The sequence below is a fragment of the Bacteroides caecimuris genome (genome assembly GCF_001688725.2).
In the GTDB taxonomy this organism is placed as follows: Bacteria; Bacteroidota; Bacteroidia; order Bacteroidales; family Bacteroidaceae; genus Bacteroides; species Bacteroides caecimuris.
The window spans coordinates 2,172,782-2,198,630 of sequence record NZ_CP015401.2 but is presented as its reverse complement, the minus strand read 5'-3'; the positions used below and the strand labels follow the sequence as shown (position 1 = coordinate 2,198,630).

23 protein-coding genes and 1 pseudogene are annotated in these 25,849 nt (G+C 44.1%); 16 read left to right on the top strand and 8 right to left on the bottom strand.

All coding sequences use genetic code 11. The features are described from left to right. Positions 1-34 precede the first annotated feature (34 nt). From A4V03_RS09485 to A4V03_RS09470, 4 genes are all read left to right on the top strand, one after another. Positions 35-1,552, top strand: coding sequence for a DUF4301 family protein (locus A4V03_RS09485; protein WP_065538704.1), 1,518 nt, complete (start codon positions 35-37; stop codon positions 1,550-1,552). A 144-nt stretch (positions 1,553-1,696) separates the two neighbouring features. Beyond that, positions 1,697-2,320, top strand: coding sequence for a chloramphenicol acetyltransferase (locus tag A4V03_RS09480; RefSeq protein WP_065538703.1), 624 nt, complete (start codon positions 1,697-1,699; stop codon positions 2,318-2,320). A 35-nt stretch (positions 2,321-2,355) separates the two neighbouring features. Continuing rightward, positions 2,356-3,750: an acyloxyacyl hydrolase gene (locus A4V03_RS09475; RefSeq protein WP_065538702.1), complete on the top strand. Its 1,395-nt coding sequence runs from the start codon at positions 2,356-2,358 to the stop codon at positions 3,748-3,750. Positions 3,751-3,794: 44 nt separating this feature from the next. Then, entirely contained in the window at positions 3,795-4,946 is a 1,152-nt protein-coding gene (locus A4V03_RS09470) for an acyltransferase family protein (RefSeq protein ID WP_065538701.1), read from the top strand. 175 nt (positions 4,947-5,121) lie between these two features. Here the strand turns inward: A4V03_RS09470 and A4V03_RS09465 are convergent, their stop codons facing one another. Next, positions 5,122-5,592, bottom strand: coding sequence for a GNAT family N-acetyltransferase (locus tag A4V03_RS09465; RefSeq protein WP_065538700.1), 471 nt, complete (start codon positions 5,590-5,592; stop codon positions 5,122-5,124). A 20-nt stretch (positions 5,593-5,612) separates the two neighbouring features. Beyond that, entirely contained in the window at positions 5,613-6,779 is a 1,167-nt protein-coding gene (gene purT / locus A4V03_RS09460; RefSeq protein WP_065540359.1) for a formate-dependent phosphoribosylglycinamide formyltransferase, read from the bottom strand. A 629-nt stretch (positions 6,780-7,408) separates the two neighbouring features. On the opposite strand from purT, the gene atpD reads away from it, so the two are divergent. From atpD to A4V03_RS09410, 10 genes and pseudogenes are all read left to right on the top strand, one after another. Further along, positions 7,409-8,926 (top strand): F0F1 ATP synthase subunit beta, encoded by a 1,518-nt coding sequence (gene atpD, locus A4V03_RS09455; RefSeq protein WP_004315305.1) that lies wholly within the window; start codon positions 7,409-7,411, stop codon positions 8,924-8,926. Positions 8,927-8,938: 12 nt separating this feature from the next. Next, positions 8,939-9,184 (top strand): ATP synthase F1 subunit epsilon, encoded by a 246-nt coding sequence (gene atpC / locus A4V03_RS09450; RefSeq protein ID WP_065538699.1) that lies wholly within the window; start codon positions 8,939-8,941, stop codon positions 9,182-9,184. An 80-nt stretch (positions 9,185-9,264) separates the two neighbouring features. Next, positions 9,265-9,699, top strand: a complete 435-nt coding sequence (locus tag A4V03_RS09445) for a hypothetical protein (RefSeq protein WP_008022610.1) — start codon at positions 9,265-9,267, stop codon at positions 9,697-9,699. After that, positions 9,683-10,822, top strand: coding sequence for a F0F1 ATP synthase subunit A (gene atpB, locus A4V03_RS09440; protein ID WP_065538698.1), 1,140 nt, complete (start codon positions 9,683-9,685; stop codon positions 10,820-10,822). The genes A4V03_RS09445 and atpB overlap by 17 nt, the downstream gene beginning before the upstream one ends. Positions 10,823-10,933: 111 nt before the next feature. Then, entirely contained in the window at positions 10,934-11,191 is a 258-nt protein-coding gene (gene atpE / locus A4V03_RS09435; RefSeq protein WP_004295758.1) for an ATP synthase F0 subunit C, read from the top strand. Between the two features lie 121 nt (positions 11,192-11,312). Then, positions 11,313-11,816 (top strand): F0F1 ATP synthase subunit B, encoded by a 504-nt coding sequence (gene atpF / locus A4V03_RS09430; protein WP_065538697.1) that lies wholly within the window; start codon positions 11,313-11,315, stop codon positions 11,814-11,816. Positions 11,817-11,821: 5 nt separating this feature from the next. Beyond that, on the top strand, positions 11,822-12,382 hold the full coding sequence (locus A4V03_RS09425) for a F0F1 ATP synthase subunit delta (RefSeq protein ID WP_065538696.1): 561 nt from the start codon (positions 11,822-11,824) through the stop codon (positions 12,380-12,382). Continuing rightward, positions 12,382-13,965 carry a F0F1 ATP synthase subunit alpha gene (gene atpA, locus A4V03_RS09420; protein ID WP_065538695.1) on the top strand — a complete coding sequence of 528 codons (1,584 nt, stop codon included), beginning with the start codon at positions 12,382-12,384 and terminating at the stop codon, positions 13,963-13,965. The genes A4V03_RS09425 and atpA overlap by 1 nt, the downstream gene beginning before the upstream one ends. Before the next feature lie 38 nt (positions 13,966-14,003). Then, the gene (locus A4V03_RS09415; protein WP_065538694.1) at positions 14,004-14,900 is read left to right on the top strand and encodes a F0F1 ATP synthase subunit gamma; all 897 of its coding nucleotides are present in this window, start codon (positions 14,004-14,006) and stop codon (positions 14,898-14,900) included. Positions 14,901-14,985: 85 nt separating this feature from the next. Then, positions 14,986-17,593, top strand: a pseudogene (locus A4V03_RS09410) (helix-turn-helix domain-containing protein). 179 nt (positions 17,594-17,772) lie between these two features. Here the strand turns inward: A4V03_RS09410 and A4V03_RS09405 are convergent. Further along, on the bottom strand, positions 17,773-18,675 hold the full coding sequence (locus A4V03_RS09405) for a helix-turn-helix domain-containing protein (protein WP_065538692.1): 903 nt from the start codon (positions 18,673-18,675) through the stop codon (positions 17,773-17,775). A 203-nt stretch (positions 18,676-18,878) separates the two neighbouring features. Between A4V03_RS09405 and A4V03_RS09400 the strand changes: the two genes are divergently transcribed. Then, a complete protein-coding gene (locus A4V03_RS09400) occupies positions 18,879-19,895 on the top strand; it encodes an SDR family oxidoreductase (RefSeq protein WP_065538691.1) in 1,017 nt (338 codons plus the stop codon). A 105-nt stretch (positions 19,896-20,000) separates the two neighbouring features. On the opposite strand, the gene A4V03_RS09395 is transcribed toward A4V03_RS09400, so the two are convergent. Both A4V03_RS09395 and A4V03_RS09390 read right to left on the bottom strand, forming a co-directional pair. Next, positions 20,001-20,543, bottom strand: a complete 543-nt coding sequence (locus A4V03_RS09395) for an occludin (protein WP_065538690.1) — start codon at positions 20,541-20,543, stop codon at positions 20,001-20,003. A 106-nt stretch (positions 20,544-20,649) separates the two neighbouring features. After that, positions 20,650-20,841: a hypothetical protein gene (locus A4V03_RS09390; protein WP_065538689.1), complete on the bottom strand. Its 192-nt coding sequence runs from the start codon at positions 20,839-20,841 to the stop codon at positions 20,650-20,652. Between the two features lie 169 nt (positions 20,842-21,010). Between A4V03_RS09390 and A4V03_RS09385 the strand changes: the two genes are divergently transcribed. Next, a complete protein-coding gene (locus tag A4V03_RS09385) occupies positions 21,011-22,678 on the top strand; it encodes a formate--tetrahydrofolate ligase (protein ID WP_065538688.1) in 1,668 nt (555 codons plus the stop codon). Positions 22,679-23,021: 343 nt separating this feature from the next. Here A4V03_RS09385 and glyA read toward each other — a convergent pair whose 3' ends face one another. From glyA to A4V03_RS09370, 3 genes are all read right to left on the bottom strand, one after another. Beyond that, on the bottom strand, positions 23,022-24,302 hold the full coding sequence (gene glyA, locus A4V03_RS09380) for a serine hydroxymethyltransferase (RefSeq protein WP_065538687.1): 1,281 nt from the start codon (positions 24,300-24,302) through the stop codon (positions 23,022-23,024). A gap of 134 nt (positions 24,303-24,436) precedes the next feature. Next, complete coding sequence (locus tag A4V03_RS09375) at positions 24,437-25,177, bottom strand: porin family protein (protein ID WP_065538686.1); 741 nt, start codon at positions 25,175-25,177, stop codon at positions 24,437-24,439. Between the two features lie 16 nt (positions 25,178-25,193). Further along, positions 25,194-25,763: a flavin reductase family protein gene (locus tag A4V03_RS09370; RefSeq protein ID WP_004303449.1), complete on the bottom strand. Its 570-nt coding sequence runs from the start codon at positions 25,761-25,763 to the stop codon at positions 25,194-25,196. Positions 25,764-25,849 lie beyond the last annotated feature (86 nt).

Genomic DNA, 25,849 nt, shown 5'->3' with positions numbered 1-25,849 from the left:
TATTTTTGGGCATCAATTAATAAAATTAGATATTATGATAACGACACAGGACAAAGAGTTGCTTGCCAAGAAAGGCATCACGGAAGAGCAAATTGCAGAACAATTAGCATGCTTCCAGACGGGATTTCCCTTTTTAAAACTGGATGCGGCTGCTTCCATCGAAAAGGGCATATTAGCTCCCGACGCAGAAGAACAGAAGGCTTATCTGGCCGCCTGGGATGCATATACAAACACAGATAAGACTGTTGTGAAGTTCGTGCCTGCCTCCGGTGCTGCAAGTCGTATGTTTAAGAACCTATTCGAGTTTCTGACCGCCGATTATGACCAGCCGACTACTAAGTTCGAGCAGGCCTTTTTTGACGGAATCAAGAATTTTGCTTTTTATGACGATCTGAATGTGGCCTGCCAGCGTATTTCCGGAAAAGACATTCCCGGATTGATGGAAGAAGGTGATTATAAAGCAGTGGTGTCTGCCCTGCTGGAGACTGCTGGACTGAACTATGGCGCATTGCCGAAAGGTCTGCTCAAATTCCATAAATACCCCGAAGGACCCCGCACTCCGATGGAGGAACATCTTGCCGAAGGTGCTCTGTATGCAGCCGGCAAGAGTGGCAAAGTAAATGTACACTTCACCGTGTCTACCGAACACCGTGAACTTTTCAAGAAGCTTGTGACGGAAAAAGTGGATGACTTCGCCAAACGTTACGGTGTAAACTATTACATCACCTTCTCCGAGCAGAAGCCAAGTACAGACACCATTGCTGCCGATATGGACAACCAACCGTTCCGTGACAACGGCAAACTGCTGTTCCGTCCCGGTGGCCACGGCGCGCTGATTGAGAACCTGAACGACTTGGATGCAGACATCATCTTCATCAAGAACATTGACAACGTAGTGCCCGACCGTTTGAAAGCCGACACCGTTACATATAAGAAACTGATTGCCGGAGTGCTCGTGACCCTGCAAAAACAAGTATTCGAATACCTCACGCTGCTTGACAGCGGTAAGTACACGCACGACCAGATAATGGAAATGCTTCAATTCCTGCAAAAGAAACTCTTCTGCAAGAACCCGGAAACAAAAGATCTCGAAGACTCCGTATTGGCCATTTACCTTAAAAATAAGTTCAACCGTCCGATGCGTGTCTGCGGAATGGTGAAGAATGTAGGCGAACCTGGCGGTGGTCCGTTCCTTGCTTACAACAGCGACGGAACTATCTCTCTGCAAATCCTCGAAAGCTCACAGATCGACATGGACGATCTGGAGAAGAAAGAAATGTTTGAGAAGGGTACGCATTTCAATCCGGTAGATATTGTATGTGCTGTGCGTGATTATAAAGGACATAAATTCGATCTGGTGAAATATGTAGATAAAGCTACCGGCTTCATCTCCTACAAATCGAAGAACGGTAAAGACCTGAAAGCCCTCGAACTTCCCGGCTTGTGGAATGGTGCGATGAGCGACTGGAATACCGTCTTTGTAGAAGTTCCTCTTTCTACCTTTAATCCGGTGAAGACGGTGAACGACCTGTTGCGTGAACAACACCAGTAATTGTATATCTATGTTTACCACAGATTACACGGATTTAATTACCGAGATTAATGGTTGAGATACAAAAGAAGAAAAGAATGCATCCGAATTCAATCTGTGTTAATCTGTGTAATCTGTGGTGAAACTTAAAAAAGAGTGTTTAGAATGAATCAGATAGAGAAGATCATTGATATTGCTACTTGGAACAGAAGAGAACATTACGAACATTTCAGTGCTTTTGACGATCCGTTTTTTGGAGTGACAGTCAATGTAGATTGTACGCGCGCGTATCAGGAAGCCAAAGACAAAGGCGTTTCCTTTTCCCTGCTCGTCCTTCACCGTATCGTGACTGCTGCGTCTGCTGTGGAAGAGTTCCGTTACCGTATAGAAGGCGATCGAGTGGTGTGTTATGACAGTCTTCTGCCCGAAGCCACTGTGGCCCGTGCCGACCACACCTTTTCTTTTGCCGCCTTTGAATACGATCCGGACGAACTCGTTTTTATTCGTCAGGCAAAAACCGAGATGGAACGTCTGCAAGCCACTACGGGACTCAACAAAGGAGGTACGTTTCATCCTAACGCCATTCATTATTCGGCTGTGCCGTGGCTCTCTTTCACCGATATGAAGCATCCTACCAATATGCGTTCGGGCGACAGCGTTCCCAAAATCTCCACCGGTAAATACTTCCGCGAAGGAGAAAGGCTGATGATGCCTGTTTCCGTCACTTGCCATCATGGATTGATGGATGGCTATCATGTAGCGCAGTTTATCAAGAACCTCCATTTATAAACTTCGTTCTGAAAAAGACTAAACCAGACTATGATATGAGAGTAAAGATACCCAGACGGGAAATCATCCTATTCTGTTCCGCCTTGCTTTTCCCCGTTGCTTCGCTGTGCGCGCAAGAAGTGGGGCAGGAGGTGAAAGAGGTCAGGCAAGACGTGGAGCAACTCCAGCAGGACGTCCGCGAACTTCGTGAAGAAGTGCGTCGATTGCAGGAAGAACTTCATGGATTCCGGCGCAACAGTTTCCCGCAATGTGGCATGGACACGGTAGCTCCTTACGTTCCCCATCGGTTCATTCACCAGTTGGGGATAGAAGCCCGGCCGCAATACGTGTTCCCCACCAATCCTTTCCTGCAAGGAGAGAACGAACGGTGGAAGCCCATCCAAAGTTCCTTTGCTGCTCATCTGAAATATTCCTTCAAGTTTCGTTCCAACACCTGTGCCGACCGTATCTACGGCGGAGCCTACCAAGGCTTCGGCTTGGCCGTCTCCACCTTTGGCGACCGTAAGCAACTCGGTGATCCGGTGACGTTCTACGTCTTTCAGGGCGCACGCATCGCCCGTTTCAATCCCCGTCTTTCGCTCAATTACGAGTGGAATTTCGGCCTTTCTGCCGGATGGAAACCATACGATAACGATTACAACTCCTACAACGGAGCGGTAGGTTCACGGGTGAATGCGTATCTCAATGCAGGTATCTACTTAAATTGGTCGCTTTCCCGTTATTTTGACTTTATCATCGGTGGAGATTTTACGCATTTCTCCAACGGCAACACCAAATTCCCTAACGCGGGAGTGAACACCACTGGAGCGAAAATCGGTCTGGTGTACAACTTCAACCGTGAAGAATCCGACCTGACCAAGTCTTTGGTCAAGCCGTATATTCTCCGTTTTCCCTCTCATATCAGTTATGACCTTGTGTTGTTCGGCTCGTGGAGACGGAAAGGCGTGTATGTAGAAAGCGGGAAGCAGATAGCTTCACCGGGCAGTTACCCCGTGGCAGGATTCAACTTTGCCCCGATGTACAACCTCAATTATAAGCTGCGATTCGGCGTCTCGCTGGACGGTGTTTATGACGGTAGTGCCAATGTGTACACCGAAGACCGGATTGTGGAGTACGATTACGATGGAGGCAGCGGCACTTCCGGACGCAGGTTTCTTGTGCCGGGCATTCAGCATCAGCTTGCTCTCGGACTTTCGGGACGGGCGGAGTATGTAATGCCGTTTTTTACCATCAATGTCGGTTTGGGAACGAATGTGCTGGGGCGTGGTGATTTGCGGGGGCTGTATCAGGTTTTTGCGTTGAAGATAGACGTGACGCGCAGCTCTTTCCTTCACATCGGTTACAACCTTCAGAATTTTCAGACACCGAATTATTTGATGCTTGGCTTAGGGTTCCGTTTCAATAATAAGTATCCTAAAGTGCGTCATTAAACTTGCTGGGTTTATACAAAAAATACTAATTAATAGAAAAACAGATGTCAAACATTTCTTCTTCAGCCTTTGCAGATACCAAAGCACATTATGATCTTCTTGACGGACTTCGCGGTGTAGCGGCTCTTATGGTGATATGGTATCATGTATTCGAGGGCTACGCTTTTGCCGGTGGTGGCAATATCGAGACTCTCAATCACGGTTATCTTGCCGTAGATTTCTTCTTTATCCTTTCGGGTTTCGTGATCGGTTACGCTTATGACGACCGTTGGGACAAGAGTCTCACCATGAAAGATTTCTTTAAACGTCGTTTGATACGTCTTCATCCGATGGTCGTTATGGGTGCCGTATTGGGTGCTATCACATTCTGTATTCAGGGTTGTGTACAGTGGGATGGAACACATGTCGCCATTTCCATGGTTATGTTGTCTCTTCTTTGCACGATATTCTTCATTCCTGCCATGCCGGGCGTGGGGTATGAAGTTCGTGGCAATGGTGAGATGTTTCCGTTGAACGGTCCTTGCTGGTCGTTATTTTTCGAGTATATCGGTAATATCCTGTATGCGTTGTTCATCCGTCGCTTGTCCAACAAGGCGCTGACGGTATTTGTGGTGTTGCTGGGTGCAGCATTGGCAGCGTTTGCCGTTTTCAATGTCTCCACTTATGGAAACATAGGAGTGGGTTGGACACTGGACGGGGTTAACTTCCTGGGCGGCTCCCTACGTATGCTTTTCCCTTTCTCACTGGGTATGCTGATGTCGCGCAACTTCAAGCCTATGAAGGTGAGAGGTGCTTTCTGGATATGTACCGTTGCATTGATTGCCCTGTTCGCTGTTCCTTATCTCGAAGGAATAGAGCCGCTTTGCATGAATGGTGTTTATGAAGCGTTTTGTGTGATTGTGGCTTTCCCTATCATTCTTTGGATAGGAGCGTCGGGCACCACTACGGACGTGCAATCGACAAAGGTATGCAAATTTCTGGGGGATATATCCTATCCGGTTTATGTGATCCATTATCCGTTGATGTATCTGTTCTATGCATGGCTGATTGAGAATAAGCTCTATACGTTGGGCGAGACTTGGCACGTAGCCGTGTGCGTCTTTGTCTTGAGTATCGTGCTTGCTTATCTGTGCCTGAAACTGTATGACGAACCGATACGTAAATATTTGGCAAAACGTTTCTTGAGTAAAAAATGATAGTTTCATTGTTATGTATCTGAAAAACATTCCATAAAGCTAAAAAAAGAACTCCAACCAAGTGGCGAATAAAGTCGCATTGGTTGGAGTTTTTTATCAATAGAATAAGTCTTCTCTTCGTCAGTAAGTGAGACTGATTCTATGTATTTGCATTTTAGATGTGAAACGATATAGATTAATAGAGTTGCTTGCTCATTTTATAATTGGTGAGACACATTTGATTAGCTTTCCGTTTTTGTTCTTCATCAACCTGAAAACCTTGTTTCTCGAAAAACGGTTTTGCTGTGATGCTAACCTCCGATGTTAATCTTTTCGCACCTCTTTCTTGTGCGTATGCTTCGAGATATTTATACAAAGATGTCGCAATGCCTTGATGCTGAAAGTCCTTATGGACAAACAGCGTGTGCATATATCCGTCATCGTTGACAGAGCCGAAGCCTACAATCACACCTTCTTCATTTTCTGCAACCACATAATGTTGCTCTTCGAAAAGCTCACCCCAATGTGATGTGTCGTCTCCGCACGAAGCCCAGTCTGCTACTTCTTCGGCTGTATAATCTTTTCGGTTCACAGTCAGAACTGTATGCTGATATAGCTCTTGCAATGCCGGAATATCAGACAGGTTTACTTGGCGGATTCTATTCATCTTATTTCTGATTTTCTTGTTTAGTAAACTTCTACTTTCTCTGCAATTCTCTTAGCCTTGTCGCGCAACGCATCCAAATCAGTATCGAGCGGAGCATAGCAAAGTACCACACCCATACGGCGGTTGACGCGTGTAAACGGTTTGCCGAATATACGTAGATAGGTATCTTCTTCTTTGGTTACTTCTTCCAGTCCGCGATATTGAGGATGTTCCTGGCTGGCAATCGGAGAGAGGATGACAGCACTTGCGCCTATCCGTTCTTGCTTGATACTTGGAATAGGCAGACCGAGCACGGCACGCAGATGCAATTCAAATTCATTCAGGTTTTGTGTTCCTGCCAAAGTCACCATGCCGGTATCGTGCGGGCGTGGAGAAAGTTCGGAGAAATAGACTCCGTTTTCGTGGCTCAGGAAGAACTCAACTCCCCAAAGTCCTGCTCCTGTTAGTGCACAAGTTACTTTTTCTGCCATTTCTTCCGCTTCTTTCAAATGTGCGGGATCGATATGTGCGGGTTGGAAACTTTCACGATAGTCGCCACCTTTCTGCACGTGTCCGATAGGAGGGCAGAACAGGGTGGGGCCGTTCTTTTGAGTAACGGTGAGCAGGGTGATTTCGCTGTCGAATTTGATAAATTCTTCAATAATAAGCTCGCGGATATCGCCACGGCTTCCGCTGCATCCATATTCCCAGGCGTGTTCAAGCTCGTCAGCGCTTTTCACTAACGACTGTCCTTTACCGGAGGATGACATTAATGGTTTAACGACACAAGGGAAGCCGATTTTATCGGCAGCTTCTTTCAGTTCGTCCAATGTTTTGGCATAGAAGTATTTGGCTGTTTTCAGTCCGAGTTCTTTAGCGGCAAGGTCGCGGATAGCTTTACGATTCATTGTGAAGTTTACGGCACGGGCGCTGGGGACTACCTGGATACCTTCTTTTTCGAAGTCATACAAACGTTCCGTGCGGATCGCTTCAATCTCCGGAACGATAATGTCCGGCTGGTGTTTCTTTACAGCGCGCTCCAGTTCTTCACCGTTCAGCATATCGAATACTTCAAATTCATCAGCCACTTGCATAGCAGGTGCTCCCGCGTATGAGTCGCAAGCAATGATGTGTTGACCTTTACGTTGAGCTGAAATTACAAATTCTTTTCCTAGTTCTCCAGAACCGAGTAACAGTATTTTCTTCATCATTTAGAGTGTTTTATATTAGTGGTGCAAAATTACAGCAAAAAAACGAGATTATACTTGTATATGCGTTGATTATATTAAAGATTGGTGTCAATTTTAGTGTGTAAACGTGTAATATAGAGAAATTGATAGTGAGAAAATAGGAAACATGGCTTTAAACTTTCTTAAGGAAAGCGTAGGAAGACTATGTTTGCTGTGCTCGAACATAAAACTAGTTGTTTGTGCTACTATTTTGTGTAATGGCTAAATCGTTGATTCTAAGTAATGAGAAAGGAAACTGAATATAGGATTTTAGTTTGTTGATATATTGTAATCTAAAAGTTTGTCTTTACGTTGATTTGTAGCTGAAATTCGTCTAAATTGGTCAATGTGTAGTTATTGTTGGTCTAATAAGTGTTAGTGAACGACAAATAATGAAAAAGTGGTAACAACGACACAGAATTGTTTCTACATTTGTGCAGTTGTTTATCTAACTATTTCTGGTAGTAGAAGTTTCTAGGATATAGAAAATAGTTGAACAAAAAATTAATTCAACTGTTTATTATAATATTGAAATTAGGTAAAACGCGAAAATGTTTATTCCTTATTATAAGGAGAGAAAAGAATAATATAAATAAAAGAGATTGCTTATGTCACAGATTATCGGACATATTTCGCAGGTCATCGGCCCTGTGGTCGATGTGTACTTTGAAGGTACGGATGCGGAACTGGTGCTGCCAAGCATCCACGACGCACTGGAGATAAAGAGGCCAAACGGCAAAATACTGGTTGTAGAAGTTCAGCAACATATCGGCGAAAATACGGTGCGTACCGTAGCGATGGATAGTACCGACGGACTTCAGAGAGGCATGAAAGTGTATCCCACCGGAGGCCCGATCACTATGCCGATAGGCGAACAGATTAAAGGACGACTGATGAACGTAGTCGGTGATTCGATCGACGGTATGAAAGGACTCAATCGCGACGGTGCGTATTCCATTCATCGCGACCCTCCTAAATTTGAGGATTTGACAACTGTGCAAGAGGTGCTCTTCACGGGTATCAAAGTAATCGACCTGCTCGAACCGTATGCCAAAGGTGGTAAAATCGGTTTGTTCGGCGGCGCCGGTGTGGGAAAAACCGTATTGATTCAGGAACTTATCAATAATATCGCCAAGAAGCATAACGGATTCTCTGTATTTGCCGGAGTAGGTGAACGTACCCGTGAAGGTAACGATCTGCTGCGCGAAATGATCGAATCCGGTGTTATCCGTTACGGCGAAGCATTCAAGGAAAGCATGGAGAAAGGGCACTGGGATCTTTCGAAAGTAGATTATAACGAACTGGAGAAATCGCAGGTGTCGCTGATTTTCGGTCAGATGAACGAACCTCCGGGCGCACGTGCTTCTGTGGCACTGTCTGGACTGACGGTAGCGGAATCTTTCCGTGACGCCGGGAAAGAAGGTGAGAAACGTGATATCCTGTTCTTTATCGATAATATCTTCCGTTTCACGCAAGCTGGTTCGGAAGTGTCTGCTCTTTTGGGACGTATGCCTTCCGCCGTCGGTTACCAGCCTACACTGGCAACAGAAATGGGTGCGATGCAGGAACGTATCACGTCTACCCGTAAAGGTTCTATTACCTCCGTACAAGCCGTGTATGTGCCTGCCGATGACTTGACCGATCCCGCTCCTGCAACGACTTTCAGCCACTTGGACGCGACTACCGTACTCGACCGTAAGATCACCGAACTGGGTATCTATCCGGCTGTCGACCCGTTGGCGTCTACATCACGTATTCTTGACCCGCACATTGTAGGTCAAGAACATTACGACATAGCGCAGCGAGTGAAACAAATTTTGCAGCGTAATAAGGAATTGCAGGATATTATCTCTATCCTCGGTATGGAAGAACTCTCGGAAGAAGACAAGATGGTAGTGAACCGCGCCCGCCGTGTGCAGCGTTTCCTTTCGCAACCGTTTGCCGTAGCCGAACAGTTTACAGGCGTTCCGGGTGTGATGGTGGGTATTGAAGATACCATCAAGGGATTCAAGATGATTCTGGACGGAGAAGTGGATTATCTTCCCGAACAGGCTTTCCTGAATGTCGGTACGATTGAGGAAGCAATAGAGAAAGGTAAGAAATTGCTGGAACAGGCGAAAAAATAAAAATATAGAGTGATGAAAGAACTGCATTTGAGTATAGTATCGCCCGAAAAGAGCATATTCGACGGAGATGTGAAGATTGTCACATTGCCGGGCATGATCGGTTCGTTTTCTATTCTGCCGGGGCATGCGCCCATTGTATCATCGTTGAAATCGGGAACGTTGAGTTATACGACGATGGAGGGAGAAGAGCACACGATGGATATTCAGGGCGGTTTTGTCGAAATGAGTGACGGCACGGTTTCTGCCTGTGTTTCCTGACAGAAGCCTTCCGGCACAAAGATCAAGTATCTAAAGATCGAAAAAAACGAGATAATAACTTTACAGAAAAACACAGTAACATGATGAATATTAGTAAAACTAAACGGAACTTTATCTGTTGGCATACTTTATTTGCAGTGATTAGTGCGGCGCTCGGAGCTGTTATCCTACACTTCGCTCTGCCGGGGCATTATTTCGGAGGGTATCCGTTTATACCGGTTTATTTTTACTTCTTCGGGTTAGCCAGCATCTATATGTTCGACGCTTGCCGGCGGCACGCTCCGCAGAGATTGTTACTGTTGTATTTGGCAATGAAGATGATAAAGATGATTCTTTCGCTGATTCTGGTCTTGATTTATTGCCTTGCTGTACGCGAAGAAGCCAGAGCTTTTTTACTGACGTTTATCTCGTTCTATTTGATATATCTGATATTCGAAACCTGGTTTTTCTTCTCTTTTGAGATGAACCAGAAACGGAAAAAGAAAAATAAGAAGAAACATGAAACAGTTGCATAACATAGTAGCTCCGTTGATTCTGTTCTGCCTGATGGCAGCGGTCAGTTTGCCGGTTCTTGCGCATGAGCAAGAGGGGGAGGCGGTGGCGCAGCAGACGCAGGGCGAGATTACTCCGAAGGAGGAACAGGAGAACACGGTTGATGTGAAAAAAATTGTGTTCGGGCATATTGGCGACTCCTACGAATGGCATATTACAACATGGGGTAACACGCATATTACTATACCGTTACCTATTATTGTTTATAGTAGCACTTCGGGTTGGCACACGTTCCTTTCTTCCCGTCTCGAAGAGAATGGAGGTACGTATGAAGGACTTTCCATCGCTCCCGCAGGAAGCAAATATGAAGGCAAACTGGTAGAGTATGACGCTGCAGGCGAACAGGTTCGCCCATGGGATATCTCCATTACGAAAGTAACGTTTGCTTTGCTGTTCAACAGTGTGCTGTTATTAGTAATTGTATTAAGCGTGGCACACTGGTACAGGAAGCGTCCGCAAGGAGCCAAAGCACCGGGAGGATTTATCGGATTCATGGAGATGTTCATCATGATGGTGAACGACGACATCATCAAGAGTTGTGTCGGACCCAACTATCGGAAGTTTGCGCCATATCTGCTGACAGCGTTCTTTTTCATCTTTATCAATAACATGATGGGATTGATTCCGTTTTTCCCCGGAGGCGCGAATGTGACGGGAAATATCGCTATCACGATGGTGTTGGCGGTCTGCACGTTCCTCGCAGTCAATATCTTCGGTACGAAACATTATTGGAAAGATATTTTCTGGCCCGATGTACCTTGGTGGCTGAAAGTGCCTGTGCCGATGATGCCGTTCATCGAGTTCTTCGGAATCTTTACGAAACCGTTTGCTTTGATGATCCGTCTCTTTGCCAATATGTTGGCCGGACACATGGCGATGCTGGTGCTCACTTGCCTGATATTTATCTCGGCAAGTATGGGGCCTGCGCTGAACGGCACGCTCACGGTGGCTTCCGTATTGTTCAACATCTTTATGAATGCGCTTGAACTGCTGGTGGCTTTCATCCAGGCTTACGTATTTACGATGTTGTCGGCAGTGTTTATCGGACTGGCACAGGAAGGAGCCAAAGTGAAAACAGAAGAATAATCAATGAAACGCGGTGAAAACGTGACTGAACGAATACGGAATAAACGCGCGGAATGAGGAATTAAATAATAAAAACAAGAGAAAATATAAACCATTTTAAAACTGAAAATTATGTTACTATCAGTATTGTTACAAGCCACTGCAGCAGCAGTAGGAGTTAGTAAATTAGGTGCAGCTATCGGTGCAGGTCTTGCAGTAATCGGAGCTGGTTTGGGTATTGGTAAGATTGGTGGTTCGGCAATGGAAGCTATCGCACGCCAGCCGGAAGCATCAGGAGACATTCGTATGAACATGATTATCGCCGCCGCCTTGATTGAAGGTGTGGCCCTGTTGGCGGTAGTAGTTTGTCTGTTGGTGTTCTTCCTCTAATCAGGTATATAACAAGCGAATTTCGCAGGCGTAAAACCCTGTTTCTAAATGGGGGAGATCCTCATGCAATGAGCAGCCGCGAAATCGTAAATTGTAAATCGTAAAATCGTAAATAAAGATTATGTCATTACTATTACCTGATAGTGGCCTGCTGTTCTGGATGTTTCTCTCATTCGGGATTGTGTTCGTGATATTGGCGAAATACGGCTTCCCTGTCATCATCAAGATGGTGGAAGGCCGTAAGACCTATATCGATCAGTCTTTGGAGGTGGCGAGGGAAGCTAATGCCCAGTTGTCTAAACTGAAACAAGAAGGCGACGCATTGGTGGCATCCGCCAACAAAGAGCAAGGACGCATCTTGAGGGAAGCAATGGAAGAACGTGACAAGATTGTTCACGAGGCCCGTAAACAAGCCGAAATTGCCGCACAAAAAGAACTTGATGCGGTGAAACAACAAATCCAGGTGGAGAAAGACGAAGCAATCCGCGACATCCGTCGCCAGGTGGCCGTGCTTTCTGTTGACATCGCCGAGAAAGTGCTCCGTAAGAGTCTTGATGACAAGGATGCACAGATGGATATGATCGACCGCATGCTGGATGAAGTACTAACCCCGAATAAGAACTAAGGAAGATGGAAGTCGGAATACTCTCAATGCGTTATGCAAAAGCTGTCATTGAATACGCACAGAAAAAAGGTTTGGAAGACAAGTTGTATCAGGAATTTCTGACCCTGTCACACAGCTTTTGTGAACAACCCGGTCTGCGCGAAGCACTTGATAATCCCGTCATCACGACTAAGGAAAAGTTGGCATTAGTATGCACAGCTGCTGATGGTGACGGTAAATCGACCAGAGAGTTTATCCAATTTATCACTTTGGTACTGCGAAATAGACGTGAAGGTTATTTGCAATTTATCAGCCTGATGTATTTGGATCTTTACCGGAAGTTGAAACATATTGGTGTAGGAAAACTGATTACAGCCGTTCCTGTCAATAAGGAAACAGAAGACCGGATTCGGTCGGCTGCTACACATATTCTGCACGCCCGGATGGAGCTGGAAACGGTGATAGATCCTTCTATCGAAGGTGGGTTTATCTTTGATATCAACGACTACCGGCTGGATGCAAGCGTTGCTACGCAGTTGAAGCGAGTGAAACAACAATTTATTGATAAGAATAGGAGAATTGTATAATGTCTGAAAATATAAGAGTAAGCGAAGTATCGGATATATTGCGCAAGCAGCTTGAAGGAATCAATGCCAATGTGCAACTTGACGAAATCGGTACGGTGCTCCAGGTGAGTGACGGTGTAGTACGTATCTATGGACTGCGGAATGCCGAGGCCAATGAATTGCTGGAGTTTGACAATGGTATCAAAGCAATCGTGATGAACCTCGAAGAGGATAACGTGGGTGCTGTACTGTTGGGTCCGACGGACAAAATCAAAGAAGGATTCGTTGTGAAGCGTACCAAACGTATCGCTTCCATCCGTGTGGGAGAGGGTATGCTGGGACGGGTGATCGACCCGCTGGGCGAACCGCTCGATGGTAAAGGACTGATTGGCGGCGAACTGTATGATATGCCTTTGGAACGGAAAGCTCCGGGAGTAATCTACCGTCAGCCTGTGAACCAGCCGTTGCAGACTGGATTGAAGGCTGTGGACGCCATGATTCCTATCGGGCGCGGACAGCGTGAGTTGATTATCGGTGACCGCCAGACAGGAAAGACTGCCATTGCGATTGATACGATTATCAACCAACGCACTAACTTCCTGGCAGGCGACCCTGTATATTGTATTTATGTAGCTATCGGTCAGAAGGGTTCTACCGTTGCTTCTATCGTTAATACGCTTCGTGAGTACGGAGCACTGGACTACACGGTGGTTGTAGCTGCCACGGCTGGTGACCCGGCTGCGTTGCAGTATTACGCTCCGTTTGCAGGTGCTGCCATCGGCGAGTATTTCCGTGATACCGGCCGTCATGCGTTGGTGGTTTATGATGACCTTTCCAAACAGGCAGTGGCTTATCGTGAGGTTTCGCTGATTCTTCGCCGTCCGTCCGGTCGTGAGGCTTATCCGGGTGATATCTTCTATCTACACTCCCGTCTGTTGGAACGTGCTGCCAAGATTATCAGTCAGGAAGAAGTGGCACGCGAAATGAACGATCTCCCGGAAAGTCTGAAGGGGATTGTGAAAGGTGGCGGCTCGCTCACAGCATTGCCTATCATCGAAACGCAAGCAGGTGACGTATCGGCTTATATCCCGACGAACGTGATTTCTATTACCGACGGACAGATATTCCTTGAGACTGACTTGTTCAACCAGGGTACGCGTCCGGCTATCAACGTCGGTATCTCCGTATCCCGTGTAGGTGGTAACGCGCAGATTAAGGCTATGAAGAAGGTGGCCGGAACATTGAAGATTGACCAGGCGCAATATCGCGAGTTGGAAGCCTTCTCTAAGTTCAGCAGCGACATGGACCCGATTACTGCCCTGACTATTGATAAAGGACGTAAGAACGGACAATTATTGATTCAACCGCAATACAGCCCGATGCCCGTAGAGCAGCAGATTGCTATTCTTTACTGTGGTACGCACGGACTTCTACATGACGTCCCATTGGATAAGGTGCAGGACTATGAACGCAGTTTCATCGAATCTCTGCAACTGAATCATCAGGAGGATGTATTGGATATACTGAAAACGGGCGTGATCAACGATAACGTGATTAAAGCTATCGAAGAGACTGCCGCTATGGTGGCGAAACAGTACTTATAATCACTATCACTAACTATTAATAATTAACCACTAACAAAATGGCTTCACTGAAAGAAGTAAAAACCAGAATAAATTCGGTAAAAAGTACCCGAAAAATCACTTCAGCAATGAAAATGGTGGCTTCTGCCAAATTACACAAGGCACAAGGAGCCATTGAGAATATGCTGCCTTATCAGAAGAAGTTGAACAAGATTCTGATCAACTTCCTAAGCGCTGACCTGCCCATCGAATCTCCTTATGTGCAGGAGCGTGAAGTGAAGCGTGTAGCAATCGTCGTCTTTTCTTCAAACACTTCTCTTTGTGGTGCTTTCAACGCCAACGTCATCAAAATGATGATGCAAACGATCGGAGAGTTCCGCACCCTGGGACAGGATAATATCTTGATATTCCCAATTGGTAAGAAGGTGGATGAAGCAGTCAAACGCATGGGATTCAAACCACAGGAGACTTCTTCGACGCTCTCCGACAAACCGACGTATCAGGAGGCTGCCGAATTGGCTCACCGACTGATGGATATGTATGTGGCAGGAGAAGTGGACCGCGTGGAAATAATCTATCATCACTTCAAATCAATGGGGGTACAGATTCTTCTCCGGGAGACGTATCTCCCCATTGATATGACGAATGTGGTGAGTGAAGAAGACAGAAAGAACAAGGAGGAGGTAGAGGAGCATGAAACTGTCAATGATTATATCATCGAACCGAATGTGGAAGAATTGATCGCCAGCTTAATACCAACAGTATTGAGCCAGAAAATTTTTACCGCTGCTGTCGACTCTAATGCATCGGAACATGCTGCACGTACCCTGGCTATGCAAGTGGCTACGGATAATGCAAATGAACTGATTCAGGATTTGACGAAGCAGTATAATAAGAGTCGCCAACAGGCGATTACAAATGAGTTGCTGGATATTGTGGGGGGCTCCATGAAATAATCATCTTTCTTTTGGGTTCTTTTTCTTTCGTATCAAGACGAAAGAAAAAGAATATTCAGTACCTTTACCCAAAATTAGAAAAAGCATGGAAAATAACCCGGAACTACAGCTAGCTTGGCAGTTCATAGAAAATACAGGTACACATTTATTTCTTACCGGAAAAGCCGGAACCGGAAAAAACGACATTTCTTAAACGTTTGAAAGAACAGACCCCTAAGCGCATGGTTGTATTAGCACCGACAGGGATTGCAGCCATCAATGCGGGAGGAGTAACGATTCATTCTTTCTTTCAGTTGTCTTTTGCCCCTTTTGTGCCGGAAACCACCTTTAATTCTTCCCAAACGCATTACCGTTACAGTAAAGAAAAACGGAACATAATTCGTAGTATGGATTTGCTCGTTATTGATGAGATCAGTATGGTTCGTGCCGATTTGTTGGACGCGGTGGATGCAACTCTGCGGCGGTATCGTGATAGGGAGAAGCCATTTGGCGGGGTGCAACTATTGATGATTGGAGATTTGCAGCAATTGGCTCCCGTCGTGAAAGATAATGAATGGGAGCTGTTGAGGAAGCATTACGAAACCCCTTATTTCTTTGCGAGCCATGCGTTGAAAGAAACGGTATATATGACCATTGAACTTAGAAAAGTCTACCGGCAGAGTGATACATTCTTCCTGGCTTTATTAAATAAAATCCGGGAAAATAAAGCTGACGATGAAGTGCTGAATGAACTGAACCGTCGTTATCAGCCCGGTTTCCAGCCACAAAAAGAAGAAGGATATATTCGGCTGACGACACATAATTATCAGGCACAGAAAGTAAATGACCGTGAACTGGCATCTTTACCTAGTAAAGCGTATCATTTTCGTGCCGAGATAGAAGGAGACTTCCCTGAATATTCGTATCCTGCGGATGAACTCCTGACAATAAAGGAAGGAGCGCAAATTATGTTCCTGAAAAATGATCCATCGTCCGAGAAACGATATTATAACGGTATGATTGGTGAGGTGGTCACTGTTAATGATACAGGCATTATCGTGCGGGGGAAAGGGAATAAATCAGAATTTCAGTTGTTGCCGGAAGAGTGGGGAAATTATAAGTACGTGCTGAATGAAGAAACAAAGGAAATCACGGAAGTGATAGAGGGAACATTCCGTCAATACCCTATCCGTCTGGCATGGGCCATTACGATACATAAAAGTCAGGGGTTGACGTTTGAGCGTGCCATTATTGATGCGCGTAACTCTTTTGCGCACGGGCAGACTTATGTGGCGTTGAGCCGTTGCAAGACTTTGGAAGGAATGGTGTTGGAGTCTCCTTTGCGGAGGGAAGCTATTATTAGTGATGCTACGGTGGATAATTTCACCAAAGCGGTAGAGCAGAATAAGCCGGGCAGTCAGCAGTTGAACGATATGCAAAAGGCGTATTTCTTTGATTTGTTGAGTGATTTGTTTAATTTCTATTCGATCGATCAGGCTTATAAACGATTGCTTCGTTTGATAGATGAAGATTTGTATAAGCTTTTTCCGAAGCAATTGGCAGAATATAAGGCATTGGAATCTCATGTCAAAGAGAAAGTAGTGGAAGTGTCCTTGCGTTTCCGTAACCAATATACCCGGTTGATACATGAGAGTGAAGACTATGCGACGAATCAAGAGTTACAGGAGCGGATTCGTTCAGGTGCCGGATATTTTCATAAAGAGTTGGAACCGATTCGCGCTTTGTATAATAAGACTAATATGCCTCTTGACAATAAAGAGTTGAGAAAGCTGTTGGCAGAACGTATGCAGGCGTTGGATGATGCATTGTGGATTAAAGAGTCTTTGTTGGAGGCTATATCTGCGAAAGGGAGATTCGCTATTACGGATTATTTGAAGTTGAAAGCTAAAGTAATGTTGAGTCTTGAGGACGATTCTTCCTCTTCCGGTTCTTCGAAAGCGTTGAAAGAAAAGAAAGAGCGGAAGGAACGAAAAGAGCGTACACGTAGCGGTGCTGAAAAGGTGAAAGTGGAAGTGCCTACGGATATTCTGCATCCGGAGCTTTATCGCGCCCTGTCTGAATGGAGAACAGCCAAAACACGTGAGGTGAATCTTCCTGCGTATGTTATTATGCAGCAGAAAGCGTTGATGGGGATTGTGAATCTGCTACCGGATAATCCAAGAGCTTTGGAAGCGATACCCTATTTCGGAGCAAAAGGGGTGGAAAAGTATGGGCTTGAAATATTAGGTATTGTTCGTAAGTATATGACTGAAAATCAATTGGAAAGGCCGGAAATAATGAATATGCTCATCTCTGATAAAAAGGAAGCAGAGAAACTGAAAAAAGAAGCGGGGAAGGAGAAGAAAAAAGATACAAAATTAGTCAGCTATGAAATGTTCTGCCAGGGAATGAGCATAGATGAAATAGCCAAAGCTCGCGAATTGGTATCGGGAACCATTGCCGGGCATCTGGAATATTATGTCCGTTTAGGAAAAATTAAAGTGGAAAAAGTAGTAAAAGCTGAAAATCTGGCGAAGATTCGTAAGCATCTGGAAGAACATGAATACATGGGAATATTTGCCATTAAGGCAGCATTAGGAGACGATGTTTCCTATGCTGATATAAAGTTTGTATTGGCTGCTTCCGAAGTTAAAGAGGAGAGCTTACATATGGACATAAAAAAAGGAGCAACGCCTTGCTCCAACCTTTGTTAACCTTAAATCTAATACTATGAAAAACACATTGCAAAGATACGGACTTCTGCTAAATCTGCAAATAATCCAAGCAAAAAAGCGTGTTTCATAACATAGATTAAGAATTGTGTATTTCAATTCAAATTTTATTAAGACTTTTTTGTTGCTTTGTCGTCCTCTAGTCCTTTTGAATTTCATTTCTAGTTAGGTACTCTGAAATCATTTGGAGAGCAACCGGTAACTTTCTTGAATAGCCGGCTGAAATACTGCGGATTCTGGAAACCCAGTTCTTGTGTTATCTGATTAACTGTTTTATCAGTATTCAGCAACCACTCTTTGGCAATCTCGAAACGTTTGAGCTCGATGTATTCTTTAAAAGATTTACCCGTTTCGTGCTTCAGCAAGTCGTTGAAATATTCAGGAGATAAATGAAGCACGTTAGCACAATACTCATTTGAAAGTACATCGACAGCTGGTACTAGCTTCGTTTCGAAATGGTTATTTATGATTTTATCAAATTGCCTGATAATCTTTTTATTCACTTCGTTACGTGTAATGAATTGCCGTTCGTAGAAACGCATACAGTAATCCAGCAGCAGTTCGATGTTTCGCACGATGAGTTGCTTGCTGTGTTTGTCGATAGGATGTTCCAGCTCGATCCTGATTTTATGTATGCAATCAGTTACGATTTCTCTTTCCTGATCTGAAAGATGCAATGCTTCATTTACCTCGTAAGAGAAAAAAGTATAGTTCTTGATATGCTGTCCTAATGAAGTTCCGCGGATTAAATCGGGATGAAACAAAACGCCGATCGACTTGGTACGGGGAGCAGGCCTGTTGCGGTTGTCTATTCCGCTCACTTGTCCCGGTGCCATACAAACAACCGTTCCTTCCTGATAATCGTAATTCTTACGTCCATAAGTGAGGTCGCCACATTTTGCATCCTTCAGGAACAAGCAGTAGAATCCGATATTCATACGGATATACTCAACTGACCTAGTGGCTTTTGAGAAGTCGATTACATTCACCAAAGGGTGCAATGTTTCCAGTCCAAACAATTGGTCATACTGATCGACAGTTTCAATTTTTGTTATTTCATCCATAGGCTTCTGTTATTAATCCGATACAAAGATAAAACATTTGAAGGTATCTTTTTAATTTCATTCTGCAAATCAGTAATATGGGTATAAGAATCAGTAATCTGTATACGACTAAACTTTCGGGCAGAAAAATAAATGGCAATGATTGCTGGAAGTAAGTGATGGAATTGATATATTTGTTCCGGAGAATATAAAAAACAGGTTTTATGAAAGCATTATTTATTGGAGGAACAGGTACGATCAGTACAGATGTAGTAGCATTGGCGCAACAAAGAGGGTGGGAGATTACTCTCCTTAATCGTGGTTCGAAAAAGATGCCGGAGGGAATTCACAGTATCATTGCAGATATTAATGATGAAGAAACCGTGGCAAAAGCCATCGCGTCCGAACATTACGATGTGGTTGCGCAGTTCATCGGCTATACGGCAGAAGACGTGAAGCGTGATATCCGCCTGTTCCAGAATAAAACGCGGCAATATATCTTTATCAGTAGTGCCTCTGCCTACCAAAAGCTATTGGCTGATTACCGCATAACCGAAAGCACCCCTTTAGTCAATCCCTATTGGCAGTACTCCCGTAACAAGATAGAAGCGGAAGAAGTGCTGATGGCAGCCTATCGCACAAACGGTTTCCCCGTTACAATCGTCCGTCCCAGCCATACCTATAACGGAACAAAACCTCCCGTATCTGTACACGGAGATAAGGGAAACTGGCAGATACTAAAACGAATCCTTGACGGTAAACCTGTTATTATCCCCGGCGACGGTTCTTCTTTGTGGACATTGACTCACTCTAAAGATTTTGCCAAAGGTTATGTAGGACTGATGGCGAACCCTCATGCCATTGGGAACGCTTTTCATATCACTACCGATGAAAGCATGACCTGGAATCAGATTTATCAAACCATTGCCGACGCGTTGGGTAAACCTCTGAATGCATTACACGTAGCCTCCGATTTCCTTGCCAAACATAGCGATCATTATGATTTCAGAGGTGAACTGTTAGGAGATAAAGCAGCTACGGTAGTCTTTGATAACTCGAAGATAAAGCGGTTGGTTCCTGATTTTATATGCAATACTTCCATGGCAGACGGATTACGACAAGCTGTACACTATATGCTTTCCCATCCGGAATCACAAATACCCGATCCGGAATTTGATTCATGGTGTGATCGCATTGCCAACGCAATAAGTGCGGCAGATAAGGCCTTCGAGCTTTCCTAATTCTGTGCCGAACTTACTTAATTTAATTCCGGACTGTCTGATTTAATCTATAGGACTACTTGATTTTATTTCAGACTTCCGGGGTTGTATATTGAAGTACCTTATTTAATAAGGTGCATTTCGTCCTTGTTGCACTTCGATTCGTATTCCGAAATTACCATTTGCCGATTTCAGTTCGAATGCTCCCCGGAAATTATTTCTTTCCCAAGGCATAGCGCTGCGGTTAGGCACCCGCCAGCCATCCTTATCATAATCTCCGTAGGTGTTGATTCTCATTCCGTTTTTCAGTTTGAAAGACCCCATCTGCATAAACTGTGGAGAAGAGGACAGTCCCCAACCATATCCAAAGCCGGAAAAACCAGAGAAAGAAGACGAAGAAAAAGAGTCTGTGAATCCTTGCGAATAAGTAACGTCTGTATTTAAACGAAAGAGCTGATTATAATCTTTCGTCATATTAGGCATCTCTAAATTAAACTTGGGAAGTTCGAGAGTCGCTACATTCATTAACCCCATATCCAGCAGAAAGCCACCAAACTCTTTAATATGGGTGGATGGAGCACGACGAATACTATCGGAAGGTATTTCCGACTGTGCGGATGCAAAACCGACCGATAATATCAGCGAAAGAAATAGAATCAGTTTTTTCATCTTCGTAAAGGTTGATTTACCACAAAGATAGAGATTTTCTCCCTGACTATTCGCTTCTGTTATGTTTTCTTAGAAAAATTCCTATTTATAAAATAAACTACTTAGTTCATTCTTTGGATGCCTTCCATGTTTGGGCATATTCTTCCAAAACAAACTTGATACTTTGTCCGATCTTTACATAATCGGTTTCATTCAGATTGACAAGTGACACACGCACGCTCCATTTCGGTCCGGCAAAGAGCGTCAGGAAAATAGCAAGTTCAGGATGTACCCTTAGTTGATTAATAATCCATTCCATAATTAAGTTGTTGTTTTAGGTTATGCCATTTACAACAGTTATTGCGTGAAAACAGTTTATAGTGTTCATGATAAATAGATATATAAATATCCGATGAACCTTAAATTTCTCTATTTCGCTTTTTTGTTATACTTTTGTTCTTTCAAAAATAAAACTAATCATATTCTGTATGAAATCAGACATAGAAATTGCTCGCAGCATTGAGCTGAAGAAAATTAAGCAAGTTGCCGAGGGTGTCGGAATTCCTCGCGAGGAAGTGGAGAATTATGGTCGCTACATCGCAAAGATCCCTGAACAACTGATTGATGAAGAGAAAGTGAAGAAAAGCAATCTCATCTTGGTCACTGCCATTACGGCAACCAAAGCGGGTATCGGCAAAACTACCGTATCTATCGGTCTTGCCTTAGGACTCAATAAAATTGGAAAGAAGGCGATTGTTGCGCTTCGCGAACCGTCTCTCGGTCCTTGTTTCGGTATGAAGGGAGGAGCGGCCGGTGGCGGATATGCGCAAGTGCTTCCGATGGACAAGATTAACCTCCACTTCACAGGGGATTTTCATGCCATCACCTCTGCCCATAACATGATTTCTGCCTTGCTTGACAATTATCTCTATCAGAACCAGGCAAAAGGTTTCGGATTGAAAGAAATCCTTTGGCGGCGAGTGCTTGATGTGAATGACCGTTCGTTGCGCAGCATCGTTGTCGGTCTTGGACCTAAATCCAACGGGATTACCCAGGAGTCCGGTTTCGATATAACTCCTGCTTCGGAGATTATGGCGATTCTTTGCCTTTCCAAAGATGTGAGTGATCTGCGTCGCCGTATTGAAAACATCCTGTTGGGCTTCACGTATGACGACCAACCTTTCACAGTGAAAGATTTGGGAGTGGCAGGAGCCATCACCGTGTTATTGAAAGATGCTATCCATCCTAATCTAGTGCAGACTACCGAAGGAACTGCAGCTTTTGTGCATGGCGGTCCGTTTGCTAATATCGCACATGGTTGTAACTCTATTTTGGCCACTAAATTAGCAATGTCTTTCGGTGATTATGTAATTACAGAAGCCGGATTCGGTGCCGATCTTGGTGCAGAGAAGTTCTACAATATCAAATGTCGCAAGAGTGGGCTCCAACCGCGTCTCACTGTGATTGTTGCTACGGCACAAGGATTGAAGATGCACGGAGGTGTCAGTCTCGATCGTATCAAAGAACCGAATATGGAAGGATTAAAAGAAGGATTGCGTAATCTCGACAAGCACGTTCGTAATCTTCGTTCATTCGGGCAGACGGTTATCGTAGCTTTCAATAAGTTTGCTTCCGACACCGATGAAGAAATGGAATTACTGCGTGAACATTGCGAACAGTTGGGAGTCGGTTTTACCATCAACAATGCGTTCACTGAAGGAGGAGAGGGGGCAGTAGACATGGCCCGTCTGGTAGTAGATACAATCGAAAATCAACCGTCCGAACCTTTGCGTTATACATATAAGGAAGAAGATAATATACAGCAGAAGATTGAAAAGGTGGCTACTAATCTTTACGGAGCCAGCGTTATTACTTACAGCAGTATTGCACGCAACCGTATCAAACAGATCGAGAAAATGGGCATCACTCATTACCCGGTTTGTATTGCTAAAACACAGTATTCATTCTCTGCCGACCCTAAGATTTATGGCGCAGTGAACAACTTCGAGTTCCATATTAAAGATATTGTAATCAATAACGGAGCTGAAATGATTGTAGCCATTGCCGGAGAAATTCTTCGTATGCCGGGATTGCCTAAAGAACCGCAAGCATTGCATATCGATATTGTGGATGGAGAAATAGAAGGATTGAGCTGATTATACTTAAATATACACTTAAAGAACATTTGTCCTGGCGCTACACCGGTAAAAATAAATCCCTGTCTTTCCCTATAAAATAAATGTGGAAAGACGGGGATGACTGTATATAGAGTCCAGTGCGCTTCTGTTTTCTCTTCTTGCACACTGTACGGTTGAATTCGTACTTGTGTGGGTGATATATGGCATCATATATTTCTTTTATAAGAAAAACGAAATACCGGACAGATGGTTCGAACGGGATCGTTAATAAATAAAAAAGTCTGCTCCTTTTGTAAAGAACAGACCTTAAATGGGAATTAAGCTAATAACAGTTTACAATTACTAGCTTTAAAATTGTGTTTTAGTAAGCGAAAAGAGGATATTTTTTCATTGTCTCATTGACACGTGCACGTACTTGTGCAATAACTTCCTCATTTTCTACGTTAGATAATACAGTCTCGATCATTTCTGCAATTTCGAGCATCAAGTCTTCTTTTGCACCACGAGTTGTGATAGCAGGAGTACCCAAACGGATACCAGAAGTTTGGAAAGCCGAACGGCTGTCGAACGGAACCATGTTCTTGTTAACGGTAATATCAGCAGAAACCAATGCTTTTTCTGCCACTTTACCTGTCAGATCAGGATATTTGCTACGCAGGTCGACCAACATAGAGTGGTTGTCTGTACCACCGGAAACGATGGTAAATCCACGGTCGATCAAAGCCTGTGCAAGTACGGCAGCATTTTTTTGTACTTGTTTAGCATATTCCTTAAATTCAGGTTGCAGGATTTCACCGAAAGCAACTGCTTTAGCAGCAATTACATGTTCCAACGGTCCGCCTTGGATACCCGGGAAAACGGCAGAATCCAGTAATTGAGACATCATCTTGATCTCACCTTTCGGAGTTTTCTTACCCCATGGATTGGGGAAATCCTTGCCCATCATGATGACACCACCCCGAGGTCCGCGAAGTGTTTTATGTGTAGTAGAAGTGACGATATGTGCATATTTAACCGGATTTTCGAGTACTCCGGCAGCAATCAGACCAGCAGGATGAGCCATGTCGATCATCAGGATAGCGCCTACTTTGTCAGCGATTTCACGCATACGTTTGTAATCCCATTCACGAGAGTATGCAGAACCGCCACCGATAATCAATTTTGGTTTCTCACGAAGAGCGACTTCTTCCATCTGGTCGTAATCAACGCGTCCTGTTTCCTGATTCAGATTATATTCGCAAGGAGTATAGATGATACCGGAAGTGTTTACTAATGAACCGTGAGACAGGTGTCCGCCGTGTGCCAGATTTAATCCCATAAATTTGTCACCCGGATTCAGAACAGCAAGGAAAACAGCAGCATTAGCTTGTGCTCCCGAGTGTGGCTGTACGTTTGCCCATTCAGCGCCGAAAATTTCTTTCAGGCGTTCGATAGCGATTTGTTCGCTTTGGTCTACTACTTCGCAACCTCCGTAGTATCGTTTGCCAGGATAACCTTCTGCGTACTTGTTTGTCAGGCAAGACCCCATTGCTTGCATTACCTGGTCACTCACAAAGTTTTCTGATGCAATCAGCTCGATTCCTTTCAACTGACGTTGATGCTCTTTTTCGATGATGTCGAAAATGATGTCGTCTCTTTTCATTCTTTTATAAGTAAGATTAAATTTCTAATTCGAGATACCTATTTCAAGCGCACAAAGTTAATGAAAATAAATAAAAAATGAAGGAACAGTATGAAAAATGTTAGTAAAAAGCGGGATTTAATGATATTTTATTCTTAAAGAATGAATCCCAATGAAAAACTTAACGCGCTGTCACGGCGACGGAAAATAATGTTGCTCACACCCGTACTGCCGTCGGAGTTGATATTATCATAAATGATAGACTTGGAGATATTTCCTATACTTTGTTCGTAGCGGAAATCGAAGAAGATACGTGAAATGTTGACACCTACGCCAATCACTGCGCTGACATTGAACGGATACAACTTTTCGTGAATACCCTTTTGGTCGAAATTCTTAAAAGTGATTTCATTGTACTTTCCCCATAGGTAGCGAAGCTTGGGACCTGCGAAGATAGACATTCCGTAAGGCCCTTTTTTTACCACATTATAGCCGTATAGAACGGGAAAATCTACACTGTGCAACACCGATTGCACCGATGCGTAATCAGGCTCAATGGCAGGATGCTGGGAACCGAGTTTGTCGAACGTAATCTCACCTTTGCTTACATTGTACGACACTTCAGGCTGGATGAAATGTTTTTTCATATTGATGCGCATGAAGAGAGCGCCGAAATAACCTATCTTATAGTTATTCTGCACCTCATTGATAGTCACATCCTTAATTTTCAGTTCAGACACCATGAACATGGAAGAGTTGAATCCAGCCTTAATACCGATATTTATTTTTTTTGTATTGGGACGGTCTACTTTTTCTGCATTATAATTCTGGCCGACAACCGGACTACCGGCTGCAACTAATAAACCTAAAAAAATGAATTTACGCAGCATATCCATGGTGGCATCGTTCTTTTTATGATTTTTTCTTTTCTACACTCCAGCCGAACTTACCGATTTTCTCTCCCAAATTGTAATATCCTCCGTGCACATATACCAGCGGATTAGCTTCCGCCAGTTCCAGTTTTCCGGTTTCAGGGTTCAGGTTCCGCTCGTCGGCACGCACATTTACCACGTCAGCAATAAACATATCGTGTGAACCAAGAGAGATGATTTCTTTTACACGACATTCAATGCAAAGGGGTGATTCTTCAATCAGCGGTGCACTGACCACCGTACACTGTCCGGGTGTCAGTTTCATCTCTTCGAATTTATGATAATCACGTCCCGAACGAACTCCGCACCAGTCGGTGGCAAAAGCCATGTCTTTGGTTGTCAGGTTGATGACAAACTCCATGTTCTTTTTGATAATATCGTATGAATGGCGTTCCGGACGTACGGATATATAACACATGGGCGGGTTCGTGCAAATCGTACCCGTCCATGCTACTGTGAACATATTATATTCGCTTTCCTCTTTTCCGCAACTGACTAGTACAGCCGGCAGCGGATAAATCATCGTTCCTGGTTTCCAGTCTTGTTTCATAGTTGTCATTTTTTTACCACAAATTACACAGATTAACACAGATATAGATGTTATTATCTCATAAAATAAAAATCTGTGTGAATCCG